The sequence below is a fragment of the Vreelandella sp. L-15 genome (genome assembly GCF_056857635.1).
The window spans coordinates 1-20,118 of record NZ_JBSXNN010000064.1 but is presented as its reverse complement, the minus strand read 5'-3'; the positions used below and the strand labels follow the sequence as shown (position 1 = coordinate 20,118).

The 20,118-nt window shown below is 58.0% G+C and carries 19 protein-coding genes; 13 read left to right on the top strand and 6 right to left on the bottom strand.

Annotation, left to right across the window (positions count from 1 at the left end):
• The first annotated feature begins 42 nt into the window (after positions 1 to 42).
• Both AC13CY_RS09470 and AC13CY_RS09465 read left to right on the top strand, forming a co-directional pair.
• The gene (locus AC13CY_RS09470; protein ID WP_170968103.1) at positions 43 to 1,482 is read left to right on the top strand and encodes a uroporphyrinogen-III C-methyltransferase; all 1,440 of its coding nucleotides are present in this window, start codon (positions 43 to 45) and stop codon (positions 1,480 to 1,482) included.
• A complete protein-coding gene (locus tag AC13CY_RS09465; protein ID WP_062359244.1) occupies positions 1,479 to 2,741 on the top strand; it encodes a heme biosynthesis HemY N-terminal domain-containing protein in 1,263 nt (420 codons plus the stop codon). Before AC13CY_RS09470 ends, AC13CY_RS09465 begins: the two co-directional genes overlap by 4 nt.
• A gap of 57 nt (positions 2,742 to 2,798) precedes the next feature.
• Here the strand turns inward: AC13CY_RS09465 and mscL are convergent, their stop codons facing one another.
• The 3 genes from mscL to hglS all read right to left on the bottom strand — a co-directional run bounded on the left by mscL (position 2,799) and on the right by hglS (position 5,220).
• The gene (mscL, locus tag AC13CY_RS09460; RefSeq protein WP_062359245.1) at positions 2,799 to 3,290 is read right to left on the bottom strand and encodes a large conductance mechanosensitive channel protein MscL; all 492 of its coding nucleotides are present in this window, start codon (positions 3,288 to 3,290) and stop codon (positions 2,799 to 2,801) included.
• 61 nt (positions 3,291 to 3,351) lie between these two features.
• On the bottom strand, positions 3,352 to 3,798 hold the full coding sequence (gene aroQ, locus AC13CY_RS09455) for a type II 3-dehydroquinate dehydratase (protein ID WP_054644913.1): 447 nt from the start codon (positions 3,796 to 3,798) through the stop codon (positions 3,352 to 3,354).
• 51 nt (positions 3,799 to 3,849) lie between these two features.
• Positions 3,850 to 5,220: a 2-oxoadipate dioxygenase/decarboxylase HglS gene (hglS, locus tag AC13CY_RS09450; protein WP_074211270.1), complete on the bottom strand. Its 1,371-nt coding sequence runs from the start codon at positions 5,218 to 5,220 to the stop codon at positions 3,850 to 3,852.
• A gap of 195 nt (positions 5,221 to 5,415) precedes the next feature.
• On the opposite strand from hglS, the gene AC13CY_RS09445 reads away from it, so the two are divergent.
• Positions 5,416 to 6,285 carry a DUF72 domain-containing protein gene (locus AC13CY_RS09445; protein WP_483052485.1) on the top strand — a complete coding sequence of 290 codons (870 nt, stop codon included), beginning with the start codon at positions 5,416 to 5,418 and terminating at the stop codon, positions 6,283 to 6,285.
• A 155-nt stretch (positions 6,286 to 6,440) separates the two neighbouring features.
• Positions 6,441 to 7,784: a sodium-dependent transporter gene (locus AC13CY_RS09440; RefSeq protein ID WP_062359251.1), complete on the top strand. Its 1,344-nt coding sequence runs from the start codon at positions 6,441 to 6,443 to the stop codon at positions 7,782 to 7,784.
• Positions 7,785 to 7,833: 49 nt separating this feature from the next.
• On the opposite strand, the gene AC13CY_RS09435 is transcribed toward AC13CY_RS09440, so the two are convergent.
• A complete protein-coding gene (locus tag AC13CY_RS09435) occupies positions 7,834 to 8,052 on the bottom strand; it encodes a PA3496 family putative envelope integrity protein (protein WP_044629316.1) in 219 nt (72 codons plus the stop codon).
• 254 nt (positions 8,053 to 8,306) lie between these two features.
• On the opposite strand from AC13CY_RS09435, the gene hexR reads away from it, so the two are divergent.
• The 3 genes from hexR to AC13CY_RS09420 all read left to right on the top strand — a co-directional run bounded on the left by hexR (position 8,307) and on the right by AC13CY_RS09420 (position 12,684).
• A complete protein-coding gene (hexR, locus tag AC13CY_RS09430) occupies positions 8,307 to 9,161 on the top strand; it encodes a transcriptional regulator HexR (RefSeq protein WP_483052484.1) in 855 nt (284 codons plus the stop codon).
• Positions 9,162 to 9,252: 91 nt separating this feature from the next.
• Positions 9,253 to 11,451: a DNA helicase II gene (uvrD, locus tag AC13CY_RS09425; protein ID WP_483052483.1), complete on the top strand. Its 2,199-nt coding sequence runs from the start codon at positions 9,253 to 9,255 to the stop codon at positions 11,449 to 11,451.
• Between the two features lie 144 nt (positions 11,452 to 11,595).
• Positions 11,596 to 12,684 (top strand): TRAP transporter substrate-binding protein, encoded by a 1,089-nt coding sequence (locus AC13CY_RS09420; RefSeq protein WP_062374504.1) that lies wholly within the window; start codon positions 11,596 to 11,598, stop codon positions 12,682 to 12,684.
• Positions 12,685 to 12,775: 91 nt separating this feature from the next.
• Here AC13CY_RS09420 and AC13CY_RS09415 read toward each other — a convergent pair whose 3' ends face one another.
• The gene (locus AC13CY_RS09415) at positions 12,776 to 13,189 is read right to left on the bottom strand and encodes an acyl-CoA thioesterase (protein ID WP_058577681.1); all 414 of its coding nucleotides are present in this window, start codon (positions 13,187 to 13,189) and stop codon (positions 12,776 to 12,778) included.
• A gap of 142 nt (positions 13,190 to 13,331) precedes the next feature.
• Here AC13CY_RS09415 and AC13CY_RS09410 point away from each other — a divergent pair, with 142 nt between their 5' ends.
• The 6 genes from AC13CY_RS09410 to cysZ all read left to right on the top strand — a co-directional run bounded on the left by AC13CY_RS09410 (position 13,332) and on the right by cysZ (position 19,256).
• Entirely contained in the window at positions 13,332 to 14,264 is a 933-nt protein-coding gene (locus AC13CY_RS09410; protein WP_390624432.1) for a PstS family phosphate ABC transporter substrate-binding protein, read from the top strand.
• A 95-nt stretch (positions 14,265 to 14,359) separates the two neighbouring features.
• Positions 14,360 to 15,478 (top strand): ABC transporter permease subunit, encoded by a 1,119-nt coding sequence (locus AC13CY_RS09405; RefSeq protein WP_044629311.1) that lies wholly within the window; start codon positions 14,360 to 14,362, stop codon positions 15,476 to 15,478.
• Complete coding sequence (gene pstA / locus AC13CY_RS09400) at positions 15,478 to 16,890, top strand: phosphate ABC transporter permease PstA (protein WP_062374500.1); 1,413 nt, start codon at positions 15,478 to 15,480, stop codon at positions 16,888 to 16,890. The genes AC13CY_RS09405 and pstA overlap by 1 nt, the downstream gene beginning before the upstream one ends.
• Complete coding sequence (pstB, locus tag AC13CY_RS09395) at positions 16,884 to 17,696, top strand: phosphate ABC transporter ATP-binding protein PstB (protein WP_172515111.1); 813 nt, start codon at positions 16,884 to 16,886, stop codon at positions 17,694 to 17,696. Before pstA ends, pstB begins: the two co-directional genes overlap by 7 nt.
• 30 nt (positions 17,697 to 17,726) lie before the next feature.
• The gene (gene phoU, locus AC13CY_RS09390) at positions 17,727 to 18,452 is read left to right on the top strand and encodes a phosphate signaling complex protein PhoU (RefSeq protein WP_044629308.1); all 726 of its coding nucleotides are present in this window, start codon (positions 17,727 to 17,729) and stop codon (positions 18,450 to 18,452) included.
• 69 nt (positions 18,453 to 18,521) lie between these two features.
• Positions 18,522 to 19,256 carry a sulfate transporter CysZ gene (gene cysZ, locus AC13CY_RS09385; protein ID WP_062374498.1) on the top strand — a complete coding sequence of 245 codons (735 nt, stop codon included), beginning with the start codon at positions 18,522 to 18,524 and terminating at the stop codon, positions 19,254 to 19,256.
• A 64-nt stretch (positions 19,257 to 19,320) separates the two neighbouring features.
• On the opposite strand, the gene AC13CY_RS09380 is transcribed toward cysZ, so the two are convergent.
• Entirely contained in the window at positions 19,321 to 19,647 is a 327-nt protein-coding gene (locus AC13CY_RS09380; RefSeq protein WP_044629306.1) for a hypothetical protein, read from the bottom strand.
• Positions 19,648 to 20,118 lie beyond the last annotated feature (471 nt).

The following is a 20,118-nucleotide window of genomic DNA, read 5'->3' as shown; positions in this document are numbered from 1 at the left end:
GTGCCGATGTCGATCAAGGAACTTAATAAGGGCTAGCGACAGATGAGCAAACAACCAAACGAGCAGGAAGGCGTTAACAACACGTCTGCCGATGCATCCCAAGATAACGCGCAACCGAGCGATACTACGGCATCATCGGCGAAAAGCGAGTCGACTGCTGGCAGCGCCTCCTCCTCTTACGCGGCTAAGAACAGCCGCTCGCGCCGCCGCAACAAAGGTGGCTCAAGCGCTTCGACTACCAGCGCTTCAAATGCCAGTGCACCCACGTCTGGCACGGCAAGCACTGCGCAGGCCAACGCCCCAAAAGATACCAAAGCGACGGCAGCAGACACCAAGCCGACCGCCACAGCAACACCTGCAGCGTCCACCTCCTCGAAAAGCGGCAGTACATCCGCTACTAGAGGCCCAGGCAAGCCGACTCCGCCCTCCTCTACCGGTGGCGGCAGCAGCAAAGGTGGCGGCGTAGCCATTGCCCTGGTGATTATCCTGGCACTCGCCCTGGGCCTGATCACTTGGCAAGGCTGGCAGCGCTTGGATAGTCAGCAGCAGCGCCTGGACGAATTGGCCCAGCAAGCGCAAAACAGCGCTTCCCAGCAAGCGGTCAGCGAGCTTGAGTCACGGATCGAAGAGGGCGAAGCCGAACGAAGCCAAGCGCTGGAGAGTACCGTGAGCGAACTGCGCAGCGAGCTGGATAGCTATCGCAGCGACATCAACAGCACGCTGGACGAGGTGCTGACGCAGCTCTCACAAGAGCAGGACACCGACGAGCGCGATTGGCTTCACGCCGAAGCGGCCTACTTGCTGCGTTTGGCGAATCAGCGCCTGCAGCTGGAGGGTGATGTGGAAGGTGCCGCCGCTCTGCTGCGCACCGCCGATGCCCGTCTGGCCGATGCCGATAACCCGGCGCTAACGCCCGTGCGTCGTGAAATTGCCAACGAGCTCGCCGCGCTGGACGCCGTTCCTCAAGTGGACCGCACAGGCATTTACTTAGCTCTGAATGCCCAGCAAGAGCGCGTAGCGGGTCTGCGCCTATCTCAAGAGATCGAAGAACGCGCCGTGACGTCGAGCATTGAGCAGCCGCCTACCGGCACTTTCCAGCGCCAGCTCGCCCGCTTCGGTGAAGAGCTAAAAGATCTCGTGGTCATTCGTCAGCACGATGAAGCACTGGAAGCGTTGATCACGCCGGAGCAGGAGTCCTACCTGCGCCAGAGCCTGCGCCTGATTCTCGAGCAGTCTCAGCTAGCGCTGCTCAAAGAGGAGCCCGAGCTGTACGAAGCGAGCATCGACAAAGCCCTGGAGCTGCTGAACGGCTACTACGACACCGAGCGTGAAGAGACCCAGAGCGTCATAGCCCGCCTTCAAGAGCTGAAGCAGGCCGAAGTAAAGCCCGAGCTGCCGGATATCAGCGCCTCACAGCAAGCGCTGGCCAGCTTCATCGACAACCGTTTCGAGTCGCGTCGTCAGGATGGAGGTGATGCATGAGAAAACTCATCCTGCTGATCATCGCGGGCCTTGCGGTTGGCGCGCTCTTTGGGCACCTGATGATGTCAGTGCCCGGTTACTGGCTGATTCGAGTGGGCGACACCTCGGTTCAAACCTCGTTCTGGTTTGGTCTGGTGCTGCTACTGGGTGCCTTTATTGTGCTGCACTTCGCGCTACGCCTGCTTACCGGCATTATTCGCCCGGTTGGTCGCTTCCGTACCTGGAACAGCCGCGCCCGTAACCGTCGCGCCATGAAACGCACCGTGCGTGGTTTGGTGGCACTCACCGAAGGCCGCTGGAAAAAAGCCGAGAAAACCTTGGTGCGCGCCGCCGACGACTCCAGCACACCGCTGGTGAACTACCTATCGGCCGCGCTGGCAGCCCACTATCAGGGCGACCACGAGAAGTCCCAGGAGCATCTGAACCAGGCCCAGCTGACCACCGACGGCGCGGATACCGCCGTTGGCCTGATGCAGGCGCAGCTGATGATTGACCGTCAGCAGCCGGAAGAGGCTCTGGCAATTCTCACTCGCCTGGATAAGCAGCTCACCAATCACCCTCAGGTACTGAAGCTTTTGAAGCAGGTACACCTGAGCGTCAACGACTGGGAAGGCCTGCGCCGCCTAATTCCACGTCTGGCCGCGCAGAAGCTGATTACCCAGCAAGAGCGCGAACAGCTGGAATTCAAAGCGTATCGCGAGCTGATCATCTTCGAAGCGAAGAACCCTACCAATATCGAACGGGTTCGCGGGCTGTGGGCGGATATGCCCGACTACCTGCGCGGCAATACCGAGCTGATCGTGCTCTATACCGAGGCACTGCTACATGCCAACGAAGAGCCGATTGCCGAGCGTCTGCTGAACCACTCGCTGGATAACCACTGGGACGCCCGCTTGGTCAAGCGCTACGGCCTGCTCAATGTCGATGCCGCTCGCCAGCTCGCCAAGGCCGAAAAGTGGCTACAAGAGCGCCCCAACGACCCCGAGCTGCTGCTCGCCTGTGGACGCCTGTCACTACGTGTTGGCCAGTGGGAAAAAGCGCTGGAATACTTTGAAGCCAGCCAGCGCCAGCGCCCCAATGGCGAAGTGTGTGCCGAGCTTGCTCGCCTCTACGCAAGCCTAGGCGAGCACAACAAGAGCCAGCTCTACTATCGTCACAGTGTTGATATGCTAGCCAAATCTCTGCCATCGTTGCCCCAACCCAGCGATGCCAGTGACAGCACGCAAAGCGATAAGAAAGCAGCGAAAAAGACGGCGTAACTGCCTTCTGTAATGCAAAAAGGGTGCCCACGGGCACCCTTTTTTAATGACGCTTCGCTACACGCTCTCGGTAGGCTTCTCTGGGGCCGCCGCCTGTAGCTCAGACGTACAGTGACCACAGCGAACGGCCTTGATTGGCACCACCATAAAACAGTAAGGGCAGGGCTTTTCGGTCGGGTCTGCCGGTGCCACCGCCTCTTCGCGCTTTAAGCGGTTGATGGTACGCACCAGCAAAAACACCACGAACGCGACGATGGAGAAGCTCACCACCGCGTTGATAAACAGCCCCACGTTCAGCGTCACTGCCCCTGCCGCTTGAGCTTCCGCCAAGGTGGCATAGGGCGCTCCCGCCACGCCTTCCCGCAATACGACGAACAGATTCGAAAAATCGATTCCACCCACCAGCAAGCCAATCAGCGGGTTCATTACGTCCTTGACGAGACTTTGCACAATCAGCGTAAATGCCCCGCCAATGATGATACCTACCGCCATATCAATCACATTGCCCTTAACGGCAAACTCGCGGAATTCCCGGAAAAATTTAGCCATACGCCTTTTAACCTCACCAAGCCAATGAAACGCCAAGGGCTAACGATACAAAGGAGTTATATTATTGATGGGAGGCAGCCATCACCGCCTCTAGCGCCGCTTTATATCCCTGCACGCCTAGGCCAGCAATCACGCCATCGGCCCGTAGCGAGACATAGGAGTGGTGGCGAAACGACTCGCGCTTATGCACGTTGGAGAGATGGACTTCGATGACCTGGCCATCAAAGGCGTTCAATGCATCGAGGATCGCTACCGAGGTATGAGTATAGGCCGCCGGATTGATAATGATGGCCTGCGTGCCATCTACCCTCGCTGCGTGAATGGCGTCGATGAGCGCACCTTCATGGTTACTTTGCAGGCAGGTGATCTCCCAGCCTGCCATTACCGCTTTTTCGCGCAGCAGGTTATTCACATCGTCGAGTGTGTCATAGCCATAAATCTCTGGCTGACGCGTGCCTAATAAGTTGAGATTAGGCCCATGTAACACCAATACTTTGCCCTGCTGCATAGCGCACTCCTTCGGTGATGTGGTTAGCCGTGTTGCATTTGTCGCCTCGTTCTAACACCTTCCCGCAAGCACCGCCAGCGCCTTGTCCAGTGATGCCTGCTGGCGCTGTGCATACAGCGCAATTTCATCAATCACGGAGGCCCCCAGGTCACGCTCGAATTGGGCTTGGTTGGCTTGGCTTGCGTATTCATCGCGCTGCTCGCCGCCCAGGTTCGACTGGAAGATGCCCGCCGCGCTAACCGGCAGAAAGTCCTCATAAATCATGGGCTGGCAAGTCAGCGCGCCTTGCTCGATGAGTGCGTCAAGGGTATCCGGGTTAATCTGCGCGGGTAGTGATGCAGTGGTACCCGGCACGGCGTGATAGTGGAAGAACGCCAGCCCTTCACGACGTAGCGTGGCGTGGTCGTCTGGGAATGCTTGGAACACTTCCGCCAGCTGCGCCTGATGAGCGCTGTTATCTTTAGCGGGAGGCAACTGCTGCGACTTGGCCAGCAGGCGGTCGTATAGCGCGCGTCCTTTTTGAGTGAGAGCAACCCCGCGCTGCTCGATTTCACCGAAGCGGGCGGTATGGTGTCCCGCCACGCTGTCGGCAAAGGTAATGGTCTCTTCCAGCGCTTTGAAACTGGTTTGGCGCAGTAGAATCGGGCAGCGGCGACGGGGCGGACCTTCGATCACCGCCTTAGGGTCGATGCCCACACTCGGCATCTGCTGCTGTACTGCATCGATATCCAAGGTGCGCGGGGTTAAATGGTTGATATGCGGGCCTCTAAAGCTCACCACGTCGGCAATCAACCGATGCTCTTGATGCAAACGGTCGTAGGTGGCGCGGTCGGCGGTGGCATCGTGGTGCCAGCGGAACGTATTGAGCGCGGCCTGCACGAATGCCTTGGCATCGGTCGCGTTTAGGCCACCCTGCTCTTCGCAGCGGGCGATTAGCGCCTGGGCCTCGGGGGTGACGATTTCACGGTGGGAGAGAATTTCCCGCGCCTGCTCGCGAAGCGCTGCGTTTTCGATGAGCTCTAGCCGCAGCAGCGAGGTAAAGACACGAAAGGGATTGCGCTTCAAGGCGTCATCATCCACCGGGCGAAACGCCGTGGAGTGCACCGGTACACCGGCAGCAGCCAGGTCGTAATACCCCACGGGATGCATGCCCATCACCGCAAACATACGCCGTAGCAGTGACAGCTCTTCAGGCAAACCAACGCGGATCGCTCCATGGCGCTCAACGCTAAGGCGCGCCAGTTCGTCTGACGCTTCGAGCGTATGTGCTAAGGCGGCATCCTCTGCCAGCACATCATGATTCACGCTCTCTACCAGCGAGAGCAACGTGCCATATTGCGGCACTTCCTGTTGATACATCGCCGACATCGCTTTGGAAAATTGATCGCGAATATCGTCGGCGCTTACATAAGCAGCATCCATGGGGCTTCCTGTTGGCCATCTTGTGAGTGTTATAACGATTACCATAGTAGCGCTGCAGCGACGGGGGAAATTGCATAAATTTGGCCGTTATCTTCATTAACACGCCTTGAGCCCCCGCCACAGCCCATGGTGTTACGGTTACACTAAGCCTTTCTGTTTCGACAATTCTACGTTTCGACAAAGGCCACCGCTTAGATGACTGCCCCACGCGCACCGCTACCGCTCTATCTCGGCTTGCCCATGTGGGCCAATCAGGATTGGCAGGGCAGCCTCTACCCGCGCCAAGCCAAAACCGACCTGCTCAGTGATTACGCGGCAGTGTTTTCCAGCGTGGAGGGCAATACGACGTTTTACAGCGGCGCACCTAAGCCCGACACCATCGCTGCCTGGGCGCGCCAAGCTCCCGCTCATTTTCGCTTTTGTTTTAAACTGCCCGCCAGCGTGACGCACGACCAGCGTCTCGGCAGTTTAGCCTCCGCCTGGGAGTTTATAGAGGCACTGACGCCGCTCCATGACCGGCTGGGTCCAACCATGGTCCAGCTACCGCGTGATTTCGGCCCTGCAGAGCTACCTAAACTCGAAGCATTGCTCGCTCACTGGCCAGCGCATCTGCCCTGCGCCGTGGAGGTGCGCCACCCTGTTTTTTTCCACAAGGGTGAGGAGGAGAAAGCCTTCAACCAATTGTTGATAACTTATGGCGCCAACCGTGTGATGCTCGATGTGCGCCCCGTGTTCTCGACCCCTGCCAATGGCCATGCAGGTCTCGCTCACGCTCAGCAGGAAAAGCCGAAACTCCCGCTACACGTGCTTTCCACGGCAGAGCAACCGATCATTCGCTTCATTGGCCATATTGACAAAGCCATCAATACTCGCTACTTCGAGCCGTGGGTAGACCGCCTCATCCTGTGGATAAGTCAGGGGAAAAGCCCTTTCTTATTTGTGCATACAGCCGATAACCGAGCGTCGCCAGAGATGGCTCGACACCTGTACCACGCCCTCCAACGGCGCATTTCACTACCGGCCCTCGAGCCTTTTGCTGACGAAAAGCAGAGCCAGCTATTCTAAGGCCTCTTTTTAGACGAGCTGACTGGCAAGCCCCCCTATGATCGGATAAATTGCGCGTTCTTTCGGAAAAGCACGCTGGCAATCTTTCTATTTCCGAAAATCGGTGCAGTGCGCCGACAACGACTCATTACAATCGAACTTCACATAGGTGATTTATGGCAAAACTTGCGCATGCACAGTGGTCATCTCGCATGGGCTTTGTGCTGGCCGCGGCGGGCTCCGCCGTTGGCCTGGGCAATATCTGGCGTTTCTCGTACATGGTGGGCGACAGCGGTGGTGCCGCCTTCGTTCTGGTCTATTTGGCCTGTGTAGCACTGGTCGGCCTGCCCATTCTGGTCGCCGAGTGGATGATTGGCCGTCGCGGCCAGAAAAATCCCATCAACACCATGTCCGATTTGGCCGCTAGCCACGGCAAGACGCGCGCTTGGGCAACGATCGGGGTGAGCGGTGTTCTCGCCGCCTTCTTGATCTTGTCGTTTTATAGCGTGATCGGCGGCTGGTCGTTGAACTATACGCTGAGCTCGGTGATTGGCACCTTCAACGGCCAAGATGCGGACAGCATTGGTGCGCTGTTCAGCGGCATGCTGGGCAGCCCGACGACACTGCTGCTATGGCACACCGCCTTCATGGTGCTGGTGATCGGCATCGTGGCCCGCGGCGTCACCAAAGGCCTGGAAAGCGCAGCGCGCACCATGATGCCTGCGCTGGTGGTACTGATGCTGATCCTGGTCGGCTACGGCATGACCAGCGGCTACTTCGGTGAAACCCTGAGCTTCATGTTCAGCCCAGACTGGTCTGCGCTAAATGGCGGCGTGGTACTAGCAGCCATGGGCCAAGCGTTCTTCACCCTCTCGCTGGGCATGGGCATCATGATGGCCTACGGCTCTTACCTGGGCGAAGACGTCAACCTGATCAGCACCGCGCGCACCGTGATCATACTGGATACCGCCATTGCCCTGCTGGCCGGCTTGGCGATCTTCCCGATCGTGTTTGCCAACGGCTTGAGCGCAGGCGAAGGCCCCGGCCTGATCTTCGTGACGCTACCGCTGGCGTTCGGCAACATGACGGGCGGTACGATTCTCGGCCTGATGTTCTTCCTGCTGCTTACGTTTGCAGCGCTGACCTCTGCCATCTCGCTGCTGGAGCCGGTGGTGGAAACCTTGGAAGAGCGTACCTCGATGTCGCGTTTGGTAGCGACGTTTGCGAGCGGTATTGCAGTGTGGGCGCTAGGCGTTGCCGCCCTGCTCTCGTTCAACGTATGGGCGGAGGTGCTGTTCTTTGGCTTGAATATCTTCGACCTGCTCGACACCTTTACCAGCAAGATTCTCCTGCCGCTGACCGGCCTGGGAGCGATCCTATTCGCCGCTTGGTGTTTAGAGCGCAAGAGTGTCGAGACTGAGCTTGGGTTGTCAGCCGCTGGTGTGGGCGTATGGAACATACTCGCACGCTTCGTCGCGCCCGCAGGTGTCATCGCCGTGTTCGTGGCCGGCTTGATCTAAGCCGTCACCGCCCCGCTAATCGGCGGGGCAGTCTCTTCGCACGCGGTTGTTAGTGCAGTTCGCTCTCTTGCGGTTCGTCATCGTCCGGCATGGGAGCGATATCCCGCGATAGTTTCTGAAACTCCCGATGCAGCTCAATCCCTCTGCGTGCCCTTAGGCTACGCTGGGCGGCGCTGCGCCGACGTTGGGCATGCTCATCGACCTCCATACTCATGAATATGTCGAGCAATTCGCTTTTTACCGAGGTCATTCGTTCGACGTTTCTCATGATCGACGCTCCTCCAGGTGAAGTTGCCTACGTCCACCTGCATCCGTGACGACTGATTTTTAAATGATGCAGTGCGGCACGTCACTTCTTACTATAACCTACTTGACAAAATGATGACGAATCTTGAAGAAATGGGTTAACGCCCTTTAAACGGCAGCCATTACGGGTGATTCCCGCTGCCCTCTTCGCGTCACTCAGGCATACTGTGGCCACCTAGGCTGCATAAGCACGATCAAGAATTTAAGGAGCTGAACGTGAGCCGCGCCCTGTTCGATGAAATGAGACGCCGCATGGAGCATTTCCGTCGCTCCGAACAAAAGGTCGCGCGGTTCGTGCTGCGCAACCCCGATGAAGTGATTCATATGCGGATCGTGGATCTTGCCACCGAGGCAAAGGTGAGCGAACCCACCGTGGTGCGCTTCTGCCGCGCCCTTGGCTGCAACGGTTTCCAGGACTTCAAGCTTCAGCTAGCCCAGATGCTGGCCAGTGGTAGTCAGTTCGCCCAGTTCTCCATGAACGATAGCGACTCAGTGGCGGAGTTCTCCCACAGCATTTTTGACTCCACCGTCGGCACGCTGCTGTCGGTACGCGACCGGCTCGATAACGAAGCGCTGGGCAAGGCCGTCAATGCACTGGCCATGGCCAATCGCGTCGAGTTCTACGGCTTTGGCGCCTCCGGCGCGGTGGCCTTCGATGCCCAGCACAAGTTTTTCCGCCTGCAGATCTCGACCTCTGCCTACGCCGACCCGCACATGCAGAACATGTCGGCGGTGACCCTGCAGGAGGGCGACGTGGTGGTCGCCATCTCGCAGACAGGCCGAACCCGGGCGCTGGTGGCCAGCGTTCGCCTGGCCCGCGAAGCGGGGGCTACGGTGATTGGCCTATGCCCCAGCGAGTCTCCGCTGGCCCACGAAGTGAGCTTGCCGCTGTTCATCGATGTGCATGAAGATACCGAGATTTACACGCCGCTCAGCTCGCGCATCGCGCATCTAGTGCTGATCGACGTGCTGGCCGTTGGCGTGGCCAAAACTCGCGGCCCCAAGCTTGCCGAACAGCTCAAAGCGGTGAAAAAGAGCCTGACCACGCTGCGTTACCCAGACGATCAATAAACGCAGCCCAACGCGACGTACGCTGTATACCCAGCCAGTGGGCGGGCTGTGCTAAACTGGCCGCCCATTTTTCGAACCGGCAGCGGCTTATATGGACGACGTCACGGCGATACTCGATCAGCTCAACCCCGCCCAGCGAGAGGCCGTCAGTGCCCCCCAGGGCAACCTACTGGTATTGGCGGGCGCGGGCTCCGGTAAAACCCGCGTGCTGGTTCACCGCATTGCCTGGCTGATGCAGGCCGAGGGGCTGTCTCCTTATGCGCTGCTGGCGGTCACGTTTACCAACAAAGCGGCACGGGAAATGCGCACGCGCTTAGAAGCGCTGCTGGGTATTTCCATGCGCCACGTGTGGGTCGGTACGTTCCACTCCATTGCCCACCGGCTGCTACGCACCCACTGGCAAGACGCCCGCTTGCCCCAACACTTTCAAATCATTGACTCCGACGACCAGCTCCGGCTGATCAAACGGCTGCTCAAAGATTACTCGATCGACGACGAGCGCTTCCCGCCCCGCCAGGTGCAGGGGTTCATTTCTGGTTGCAAGGAAGAGGGCCTGCGACCCCATCAAGTGAACGTCAATGGCGATGCGTACCTCGCCCAGATGGTCGAGCTCTACGAGCGCTACCAGTTCACCTGCGAGCGAGGCGGGCTGGTGGATTTCGGCGAGCTGCTGCTGCGCAGCCTAGAGCTTCTGCGCGACAACCCGCCGCTGCTGAACCACTATCGCGAGCGCTTTGGCCATGTGCTGGTGGACGAGTTTCAGGATACCAACACCCTGCAGTACGCCTGGCTGAAACTGCTCACCGGCCAGCAAACGCCGATGACGGCGGTCGGCGATGATGACCAGTCCATTTACGGCTGGCGGGGCGCCAAGGTCGAGAACATTCGCCGCTTCGAAGAAGAGTTTCCCAACACCCATACCGTGCGCCTGGAGCAGAACTATCGCTCTACCAGCGCGATTCTGGAAGCGGCCAATACGCTGATCAGCCATAATAGCGAGCGGTTGGGCAAAAACCTCTGGACCGATGGTATCAAGGGCGAACCGATCTCGGTGTATGCCGGGTTCAACGACCTGGAAGAAGCCCGCTACATCGTCGACACCATCAAAGAGAAAATCGAGGAGGGCTTCAACCGTCGTGATGTCGCCATCCTATACCGCTCCAACGCCCAGTCGCGACTGCTGGAAGAGACGCTGATTCGCCAGGGGATACCCTACCGCATCTACGGCGGCCACCGCTTTTATGAGCGGCTGGAGATCAAAAACGCCCTGGCCTACCTTCGCCTGCTGCTCAACCGGGACGACGACGCCTCCCTTGAACGCGTCATCAACGTGCCCACCCGAGGCATTGGCACCCGCACGGTGGAAATCGTCCGCCACCGCGCCCGTGAACAGGGCGTTTCGCTCTGGCAGGCGCTCCACGACGCGATTCAGGATGGCACCTTAAGAGGCCGGGCGGGCAACGCCGTGCAGGCCTTTACCAACTTGATCGAACAGCTGGACAACGACACGTCCGGGCTGCCGCTCCACGAGATCATCGACCACGTCACGGCGCGCACCGGGCTGATTGAACACCACCAAAGCGAGCGCGGTGAAAAAGGCCAGGCTCGGGTCGAGAACCTGGAAGAGCTGGTCAACGCCGCGCGCGCCTTCACCCATGGAGACGCCTTTGAAACCCCGGAAGCCGGAGAAGGCATGGCCGCGCTGGAAGCCTTCCTTTCGGAAGCCGCCCTCAACGCAGGCGACCATGAAGCCGAGGAGTTCGAGGACAGCGTGCAGCTGATGACGCTGCACTCAGCGAAAGGGCTAGAGTTTCCCGTTGTGTTTATCGCCGGTGTGGAGGAGGGGCTGTTCCCGCATAAGATGTCGGTGGAGGAGCCGGGGCGGCTCGAGGAGGAGCGTAGGCTTTGCTATGTAGGCGTTACCCGCGCCATGCAGAAGCTCTACCTGACCCACGCAGAAACCCGACGCCTGCACGGCAAAGAGGTGTTTCCACGCCCTTCGCGCTTTCTGCGCGAACTGCCGCCCCACCTGCTGGAAGAAGTGCGCCTAAGGGGCCATATCTCCCGCCCGGTAACCGCATCGCGGCAAAGCTTCGCCCAAACCAGTATCGAGAGCGACGGCGAGCTACCTGCGCTGCATGTCGGCCAGCGGGTCGAGCACCCGGTATTTGGTGAGGGGATTATTCTCAACGCCGAGGGCGAAGGTGCCCGTGCTCGCGTGCAGGTAAGCTTCGACGGTAACGGCGTGAAGTGGCTCGTGCTCGGGTTTGCCAAGCTTACGCCGCTTTAAAACCTATCGCCGTTTTAAAGCCTAAAAAGGGCAAGGGAAGACAGACACTTGTCCTATAAAAGCTGCTTAGCGCATACTGACGGGCGGACACTGCGCTCACTGCGCTTATAAAAAACAGCCTATAATTTCGGAGTCATGCCCGCCATGCAACGCCGCCAATTTTTGAAAACCGCCGGCCTGGGTGCCGCCGGTGTCGCTGCTGCCCCCTTTGTTTCTACCGCCAGCGCTAACGAAACCTACACCTGGGATATGGTCACCTCCTGGCCGAAAAACTTCCCCGCCCTGGGTACCGGTGCTAACGACTTTGCTCGTCGTGTGGAACAGCTCTCTAACGGCCGCATGCGCATTCGCGTTCACGGTGCAGGCGAGCTGGTACCGGCACTGGAAGTCTTTGATGCCGTCGCCGCTGGCACGGCTGAAATGGGTCACTCCGCGTCTTACTACTGGCGCGGTAAAGTCGCGGCTTCCCAGTTCTTCACCGCCGTGCCATTTGGCATGACCACCACTGAAATGAACGCCTGGCTGTACCACGGCGGTGGTCAAGAACTGTGGGATGAGATCTACTCCAACCACAACCTGAAGCCGTTTGCCGTGGGTAACACCGGCACACAGATGGCGGGCTGGTTCAAAAAAGAGATCAACTCCCTCGACGATATGCAGGGCCTGAAGCTGCGCCTGCCGGGTCTCGCCGGTGAAGCCATGAACGGCATCGGTGTGAGCACCGTGAACATGGCCGGTTCAGAAATCTTCACCTCGCTACAAACCGGTGCGCTAGACGCCGCTGACTGGGTGGGTCCGTATAACGACCTGGCCTTTGGCCTGCACCAAGTGGCAGACTACTACTACACGTCAGTGTGGAACGAGCCCTCTGCCGTCCTTGAAGGCACCATCAACCTGGATGCGTGGAATGCGCTGCCGGAAGACCTGCAGGACGTGATCCGCGAAGCGGCACGCGCTTCTAACCTAGCGATGATCAGCGAGCTTGCCTACCGCAACGCCCAGGCCCTGGAAACCCTGGTGGAAGAGCACGGTGTGCAGCTGCGCACCTTCCCGGAAGACGTGATGGCCGCGCTGTACGAGTCGTCTAAAGAGGCCATTCAGCGTCAGGTAGATAGCGACGAAGAGTCTCGCCGCGTTTACGAATCCTACTCGGCATTCCAGAAAGTGGTGCGCCCGTTTAGCGATGCGGGTGAGTACGCTTACCTGAAGAGCCGCGACAACGTAGGTGCATAACCTGTTCTCGGCTAATGACACTCGGCTAATGACAAAAGGGCGCCTCGGCGCCCTTTTTGCTGCTTTGTAGATAGAACAAGTGACAGAAAGCTTAGCCGTGTACGGCGCGAATACGCCCATTGTCGTCCAGCGCCACCATCACAAAGCGTGCTTCGGTGACTTTCTGGCGCTCTTCAATATGGCGGCCGTGGGGCGGGCGCACCCATACCTCTACATCAATTTTGATGGAGCTGTGGCCAATGTCTTGCACTTGAGTATACACGCTCACCATAGAGCCCACTCGCACAGGGCTGAGGAAATCCATCGCTTCAATGGCCACTGTGGCAGTACGCCCACCAGCTTCGCGCCCGGCGGCCAATTCCGCCGCTTGATCCATTTGATTGACTAGCCAGCCGCCAGGAATATCGCCATAGAGATTGGTATCTTGTCGAGAAGCCAGTAACTTTAAGGTGAGCTGCCCTTTTGGGGCGGGTACATCGTCCAAATCGGTGTCCAGCGGTGTCATAAGGTGGTCGCTTTGTAAGGTTATTGTTGTGATGTTACTCGGTGATACGGATGAGTGTCGTGTTGCTGCATCGCAACAGGCTGGCGATAGTTAATCATAAGAGGGGTGACGTTTGAAGGGCAATGGTTTGAAGCGCTATCGCTTGAGGTTTAACCAACACTACCGCCTCTGGTTGGCAGGCGGGCTGCTATTTTTTTGCGCCTGTGCTTGGGGGCAGCCAAGCCCTGTTGGGGGCACTTTAGGGGCGGTTGGCTCCGACACCATGGCGGGGCTAATGCTACGCTGGGGGGAAGCGTTACATCACCGCTACCCTGATATTACGCTGCAGTTCCAGGCGAGTGGTTCCGCCAGCGCACCGACCGCCTTGGTGGCGGGCACAACGCGCTTTGGGCCGATGTCGCGCCCGATGACCGAGAGCGAGCGCCAGCAGTTTATCGAACGTTACGGCTACCCCCCTCACGAGCTGAGCGTCGCTCGGGATGCCTTGTTGCTGGTGGTTCACCGTCATAACCCGCTGGCATCGCTAACCCGCAAGCAGGCCGATGCCATCTTTTCCACATCGCTGGACTGCGGAGGACCCCAACCCATTCGCCGCTGGGAAGACCTGCTGCCCGCAGATCAGTGGCCCTATGGAAAAATTGCCCTGCACGGCCGAAATTTAGCCTCGGGCACCCATAGGCTATTTCAGGAACAGGCGCTATGTAACGGCCAGTTTCGCCGCGATATTAGCGAACACCCCGGCTCTTCAGCGGTGATTGCCGCCGTAGGCGAATCTCCCAACGCCATGGGCTATGCGGGCTATAACCACTTAAATCCCATGGTACGCGCGCTACCGCTGATCAACGATAAAGGCACTGCCATTACCCCCAGCGTGGCGACAATTCAGGACGATACCTACCCGCTCTCGCGGGATCTCTACCTTTACGTTAACCTGCCGCCCGGTGAGAGACTGCCGCCCGCCGAGCAGGCGTTTCTTGAACTGATTTTCTCGGATGAAGGGCAACAAATTGTACAAGCCGCTGGCTTTGTGCCTCTGCCTCAGACCCAGCGCTCACCTCTACTGCTTGGCGACTAAACTGTCACTTAACTGTCATAAACATGACGTAGGGTATAAAGCTTCGGCCATGTACGTACTTTTTGCTACGGCACTCGTTTCTTTATGATGTCGACATGACTCCTCCACGGCTTCCTTTTTTGCGTCAGCCGCTGCGCCTTATCCACGACCGTATTGCGACCGGGCTAATCACCGCCGGTGGTATTGGTGTTCTGTTGGCTATCCTCGCCATTGGCGTGTTCCTTATTTGGGAAACACTGCCGCTGCTGGCGTTTGGTGACGCGTTTTCGCTCAGCACCTTATCACCGCTTGCCTGGGGTACTCTTAAAGCAGCCCTCGCCGCGATGCTGTTTGCCACGCCTATTGCGCTGGGTGCGGCCATGTATTCGGCGCTGTTTATGTCGACACGACTGCGCAGCCGGGTAAAACCTATTCTTGAGCTGATGGAAGCCATCCCCGGCGTGGTGGTGGGCTTTATTGCCGGGCTACTGCTAGCGCCGTGGGTAGAGCGTCACTTAGCCAGCACTTTGCTAGTGATCGTTTGGCTACCGCTTAGCGCCGCATTGGCAGGCGGGCTCTGGTATCTCGCCAACGCCCGCCTGCGCCAGTGGCTGCCGCTCTCTTGGGCAGGCGTCTGGCTGATGCCGTGGCTGGCCATCATGGTCACGCTGGCCTTATGGCTATCTCCGCTGATGGAGCAAGCGTGGTTCGGCGGCGATCTTCGCCGCCTGCTCGACCAACAGTACGGGCTGGACTACGCCACTCGCAACGCGCTAATTGTGGGGATTGCCATGGGGTTTGCGGTGATTCCCAGCATCTACTCGCTGGCAGAAGACGCCCTTGCCGATGTGCCCGCAAGTTTAATGGAGGGTGCCCAAGCACTGGGGGCCAGCCGCTGGCAGGCGCTGTGGAAGGTGGCGCTCCCCACAGCAGGGCCAGGGGTCTTTTCAGCGGTCATGATTGGTGCCGGGCGCGCCGTGGGCGAAACCATGATTGTGTTAATGGCCAGCGGCAACACCGCTCTCTTTAGCGCCAGCCCCTTTGAAGGGCTACGCTCGCTTTCTGCGTCTATTGCGATTGAGCTGCCGGAAGCTTCTCCCGGAGGCCTTACGTACCATCTACTAATTTTTGCCGCGCTATCCTTGTTTATCTTCACCTTTTTAGTCAATACGTTAGCGGAAGTGGTGCGTCAACGTCTGCGGCGGCGCTATCAGCGTTTAGGAGGTAAACTCTAATGCGCTGGTCATTTCGCCCATCTCGTATCAGCGCTATGGGTAGTCTGCTGTGGCCCTGGTTGTGCGCCGCTAGCGTTGCCTTGTCGCTGCTGATGCTCGCCACGCTGCTCACCCTGCTCGCCACGCGCGGACTTGGCCACTTTTGGCCCGCCGCGCTGGAAGAGGCCACCCTTCACTCAGGCGAAACGGTCATCGGCCAGCCGGTGCGAGAAACCCCTCTGCCTAACACAGCGGGCATAGAGCGGCTCTACTTTACCGGCAACCGAGATATCGACGGCGCAAGCTGGCGCTGGGTGGCCCTGGACGATATCGACACCGTCGCCGTGCCCGACGACCTCATCCGGTTAGAGCGCTCCCCCTGGGGCGACTTTATTGGCCGCCTGGAGGCCGTAGAGAGCGAAGGTCAGCATTTTGAGGATGACGCCGCCTGGGCGTTTGTCGCTCGAGCCCTGACACTGCCCGACAGCCAGCGCCCTAACGCACAACTCCAACTGACCGCCGCCAATGGGCACACCATTACCCAGCCGCTGTCGGGCGTCACGCTTTTTCAAGCGCCCAACGCCATGTCCTGGGGGCAGAAAGTCGTCGTCTGGAGTGAGCGCATTTGGCAATTCCTCAGCGAAGGCCCGCGTGCAGCCAATACCGGTGGCGGCGTTTGGCCCGCTATTTTCGGGACGGTGCTGATGGTGATCCTGATGTCGGTCATCGTGACACCGTTTGGCGTGCTGGCCGCCATTTATCTGAATGAAATCGCGCACCAGAACCGCCTAACCCGCTTAGTGCGCATCGGCGTGCGCAATCTCGCAGGGGTACCCTCAATTGTATACGGGGTATTTGGCTTAGGAGTGTTTGTTTACGGCATCGGTGGCTCCATCGACAGCTGGTTTTTTGAGGATGCGCTGCCCTCGCCCACCTTTGGAACCGGCGGCCTGCTCTGGGCATCGTTGACTCTGGCGCTGCTAACGCTGCCGGTCGTCATCGTAGCCACCGAAGAGGGGCTAGCGCGTATTCCCGACGCCCAGCGGGAAGGTGCAGTGGCGCTGGGTGCCACCCGTTTGGAGATGCTGACCCGCGTGGTACTGCCCATGGCCACCCCCGCGATGCTCACCGGTGTGATTTTGGCGGTAGCTCGAGCCGCAGGGGAAGTCGCCCCGCTGATGCTGGTGGGCGTGGCAAAACTGGCCCCGCAAATGCCCGTCGATGGCGAATTTCCCTATCTGCATCTAGAGCGCAAGTTTATGCACCTCGGCTATCATTTATTTGATACCGCTTTTCACGGTGAAGATGTCCAAGCCGCTATCCCACTGGTGTTTGCCACCGCTCTGCTGTTAGTGCTGATTGTGCTGGTGCTTAATCTAACTGCCATATTTCTGCGTCATTATTTAAGGCGTCAACGAGGGAACGAATGCTAGCGTTATCGTCCGCCAACCCAACTCAAGCACCGGTAACTCGATTTTCAGCCGAGACCTGCTGTTTGAGCATCAACCAGTTTCACCTCGCTTATGCGGGGAAAACGGCGTTGCGCGACCTAACGCTTGACGTGCCTCGCCATCGAGTCACCGCTTTCATCGGCCCGTCGGGCTGTGGCAAATCTACTTTGCTGCGTGCGATTAATCGGCTGCATGACCTGAATGAGTCGGTGACGCACCATGGGCAAATCCAGTTAGAAGATCAGGACATCCACGCCCCGCAGATGAACGTTACCGAGCTGCGACGCCGTGTGGGCATGGTGTTTCAAACGCCCAACCCGTTTCCGATGTCGATCTATGAAAACGTGGCGTTTGGGCTGCGCCTGCAGAGGCGCCTGCCTAAGCGCAAACGCGACGATATTATCGAGTGGGCGCTCACCTCAGCCGCCCTGTGGGATGAGGTGAAAGATCGCCTGCACCGTTCCGCGTGGCAGTTATCCGGTGGGCAGCAGCAGCGCTTAGTGATTGCCCGCACGCTGGCCGTACAGCCCGATGTATTGCTATTGGATGAGCCGGCCTCGGCGCTCGACCCTATTTCTACGCTTAAAATTGAAGAGCTAATTCGTAACCTGAAATCCCAGCTCACGCTGGTACTGGTTACCCACAATATGCAGCAAGCCGCACGGGTATCCGACTACACGGCTTTTTTGCAGCAAGGTGAACTCGTTGAATACGGGCCAACGGATCAAGTGTTCACCAACCCGCGTTTACAACGCACTGAAAACTACATTACCGGCCGCATGACCTAGGCCCAACCGACGTTACGTCAGGAGTGCTCAATGGATATTACGAGCGATAGCCACAGCCAGCATATCTCTCGCCAGTTCAACCAGGAGCTGGAAGAGCTGAAAACCCACCTGATGGCCATGGGCGGTCTGGTGGAAAAACAGGTACAAGACGCCGTTCACGCCCTGTTGGAAGGCGACAGCCGTCTGGCCGAAAAAGTGCGTGACAACGACCGCCAAGTGAACGACCTGCAACTGCAGATTGATGATGAGTGTACTCGCGTCCTGGCCCGTCGCCAGCCGGCTGCCTCGGACCTTCGTCTGGTGCTGGCCGTTATTCGTGCCACCTCAGACCTTGAGCGGATTGGCGATGAGGCGAGCAAAATTGCCCGCAACGCCCTACTGCTGAGTGAAAACAGCGGCGGCATTCGTGGCCTGGTCGAAGTGCGTCACATCAGTGAACACGTGCGTAAAATGCTGCGCGATGCACTGACGGCTTTTGCCCGCTTCGATACCGAACTTGCCATGCAGGTTGTGCGTGAAGATGAGTCGGTGGATGACGAATACGGCAGCGCCATGCGCTCTCTAATGACCTTTATGATGGAAGACTCCCGCTCTATTAGCTCCGTCCTCAGCATCATGTGGGTACTGCGGGCACTAGAGCGTGTGGGCGACCACGCCAATAACCTGGCAGAGTACGTGGTCTACCTGGTGAAGGGCCTGGATATTCGCCACAGCGACCCCGACACCTTAGAGCAGAAGGTGCTTAAAAAGTCTTGACCTAGCAGGTAATTCCTCCTGCAATACGCCCAGATGACACATCTGGGCGTTTTTATTTAAGGAGCAAGCATGGTGGATGCAATAACGGCGCTGAGCCAAGGCACACGTTTGGTGTACCAAAAAGGGCTGCGGCGCTACATTTTCCTGCCGATCCTGGTCAACCTCATCGTGTATGCCAGCATGCTAAGCTTGGTGCTCAACCGCTTTGATAGCTGGCTCGACAGTGCCATGACCATGGTCCCCAGCTGGTTGGAGTGGCTCTCTTGGCTTATCTGGCCGCTCTTCTTCGTTAGCCTCTTGGTGGTGATCTTTTTTACCTTCACCCTGGTGACACATCTGATTGCCGCGCCGTTTTACGGCTTTTTAGCCGCTAAAGTCGAGCGTCAGGCTACAGGACGGGAACCGTTGGATGATCGCGGGCTAGCTAAAACGGCCATCGATGCACTGGGTCGCGAACTGGTCAAGCTGGGCTATATTCTGCCGCGCATGGCGGCGCTGTTTATTCTCAGCTGGATACCAGGCCTCAATCTGTTGGCACCGATCTTGTGGGCACTGTTTTCCGCCTGGGTGATGGCCATCACTTACCTTGATTACCCGATGGATAACAACAAGGTCACGTTTCGCGATATGCGCAGCCGTCTTTCGCGCCGCTGGTGGCCCAGCCTCACCTTCGGCGGGCTGATCATGCTGGTCACCTGGATCCCGCTTGCCAATCTGTTTTTAATTCCTGGCGCCGTAGCGGGGGCGGTGCTGATGTGGGATGGTCACTACCGTGACACCCAAGATGTTGTCGCACGTCATTAGAACACACAGCCATACGCAAAAAACCCCGCCGGAGCGGGGTTTTTTGTGGAATTAATATCAACGCTTACCAACGAAGATCATCACCTTCATCACGGTTCAGCTCGCTAGCATCATAGCCAGCTTTACTGGTAGCCACGCTGTTGGAATCGCTGACGCTGCTTGAAGTGGAGTAGTCCAGCGTATCGCCTTCATTACGGGTCAAGTCACTAGCAGAGTACTGAGCCGGGCCTGACGTATTGTGCGAGTTAGGCTGCATCACATCGTGTCCTGCAGAGCGGTCTTTGTTGAGTTCAATGGATGTTTGGGCAAATGCCATCGGACTTGCTACCAAACCAAAAGCAACACCTAACACTGCAGCTTTTTTAGCTAACTCTTTGTCTTTGAAAAACATAAATTACTACTCCTTTAACATTGAGCCAGTCGACGTAGGGTGGAAACCAATTAAGCGACTACGACTAATGGCTAACTTTACATCTTGTCAAGGCATCCAGAATGCCAAAAATACCACATAAATTAAATATCTGTTAAAAAACATAAACTTATTCACTTTCAATTGCGCGCAATATAAAGCTGCAAAATCATTACCCATACAAATATACTGTATAATAATGGCACATGCGTCGGATAAGTGACGCAAATTGACTCACTTGCCTTGCTGCCCAACCGCTTCATTATCCCCGCCAAGAGGGCAGCCATGCCATTCGCTGGGGTTTATGTGTTAGGATCGAGTAGGAGGGGGAGTCGCCTCCCCCGTCCTCTCACACCACCGGGCAAACGGATCCGTACCACGGCGGTTCCTGTCCCCCATTATCGGGCTGAGCTTCGTTCCGCTGAATTCGCTCGCCTGTGTGCTCTGAGCGCT

Coding starts and splice junctions, on each gene's coding strand:
- AC13CY_RS09420 (WP_062374504.1), top strand. CDS start 11,596: ATGCAACGCCGCCAATTTTTGAAAACCGCCGGCCTGGGTGCCGCCGGT.
- AC13CY_RS09445 (WP_483052485.1), top strand. CDS start 5,416: ATGACTGCCCCACGCGCACCGCTACCGCTCTATCTCGGCTTGCCCATG.
- hglS (WP_074211270.1), bottom strand. CDS start 5,220: ATGGATGCTGCTTATGTAAGCGCCGACGATATTCGCGATCAATTTTCC.
- AC13CY_RS09440 (WP_062359251.1), top strand. CDS start 6,441: ATGGCAAAACTTGCGCATGCACAGTGGTCATCTCGCATGGGCTTTGTG.
- AC13CY_RS09415 (WP_058577681.1), bottom strand. CDS start 13,189: ATGACACCGCTGGACACCGATTTGGACGATGTACCCGCCCCAAAAGGG.
- uvrD (WP_483052483.1), top strand. CDS start 9,253: ATGGACGACGTCACGGCGATACTCGATCAGCTCAACCCCGCCCAGCGA.
- pstA (WP_062374500.1), top strand. CDS start 15,478: ATGCGCTGGTCATTTCGCCCATCTCGTATCAGCGCTATGGGTAGTCTG.
- cysZ (WP_062374498.1), top strand. CDS start 18,522: ATGGTGGATGCAATAACGGCGCTGAGCCAAGGCACACGTTTGGTGTAC.
- aroQ (WP_054644913.1), bottom strand. CDS start 3,798: ATGCAGCAGGGCAAAGTATTGGTGTTACATGGGCCTAATCTCAACTTA.
- AC13CY_RS09405 (WP_044629311.1), top strand. CDS start 14,360: ATGACTCCTCCACGGCTTCCTTTTTTGCGTCAGCCGCTGCGCCTTATC.
- AC13CY_RS09465 (WP_062359244.1), top strand. CDS start 1,479: ATGAGAAAACTCATCCTGCTGATCATCGCGGGCCTTGCGGTTGGCGCG.
- mscL (WP_062359245.1), bottom strand. CDS start 3,290: ATGGCTAAATTTTTCCGGGAATTCCGCGAGTTTGCCGTTAAGGGCAAT.
- AC13CY_RS09470 (WP_170968103.1), top strand. CDS start 43: ATGAGCAAACAACCAAACGAGCAGGAAGGCGTTAACAACACGTCTGCC.
- AC13CY_RS09380 (WP_044629306.1), bottom strand. CDS start 19,647: ATGTTTTTCAAAGACAAAGAGTTAGCTAAAAAAGCTGCAGTGTTAGGT.
- AC13CY_RS09435 (WP_044629316.1), bottom strand. CDS start 8,052: ATGAGAAACGTCGAACGAATGACCTCGGTAAAAAGCGAATTGCTCGAC.
- phoU (WP_044629308.1), top strand. CDS start 17,727: ATGGATATTACGAGCGATAGCCACAGCCAGCATATCTCTCGCCAGTTC.
- pstB (WP_172515111.1), top strand. CDS start 16,884: ATGCTAGCGTTATCGTCCGCCAACCCAACTCAAGCACCGGTAACTCGA.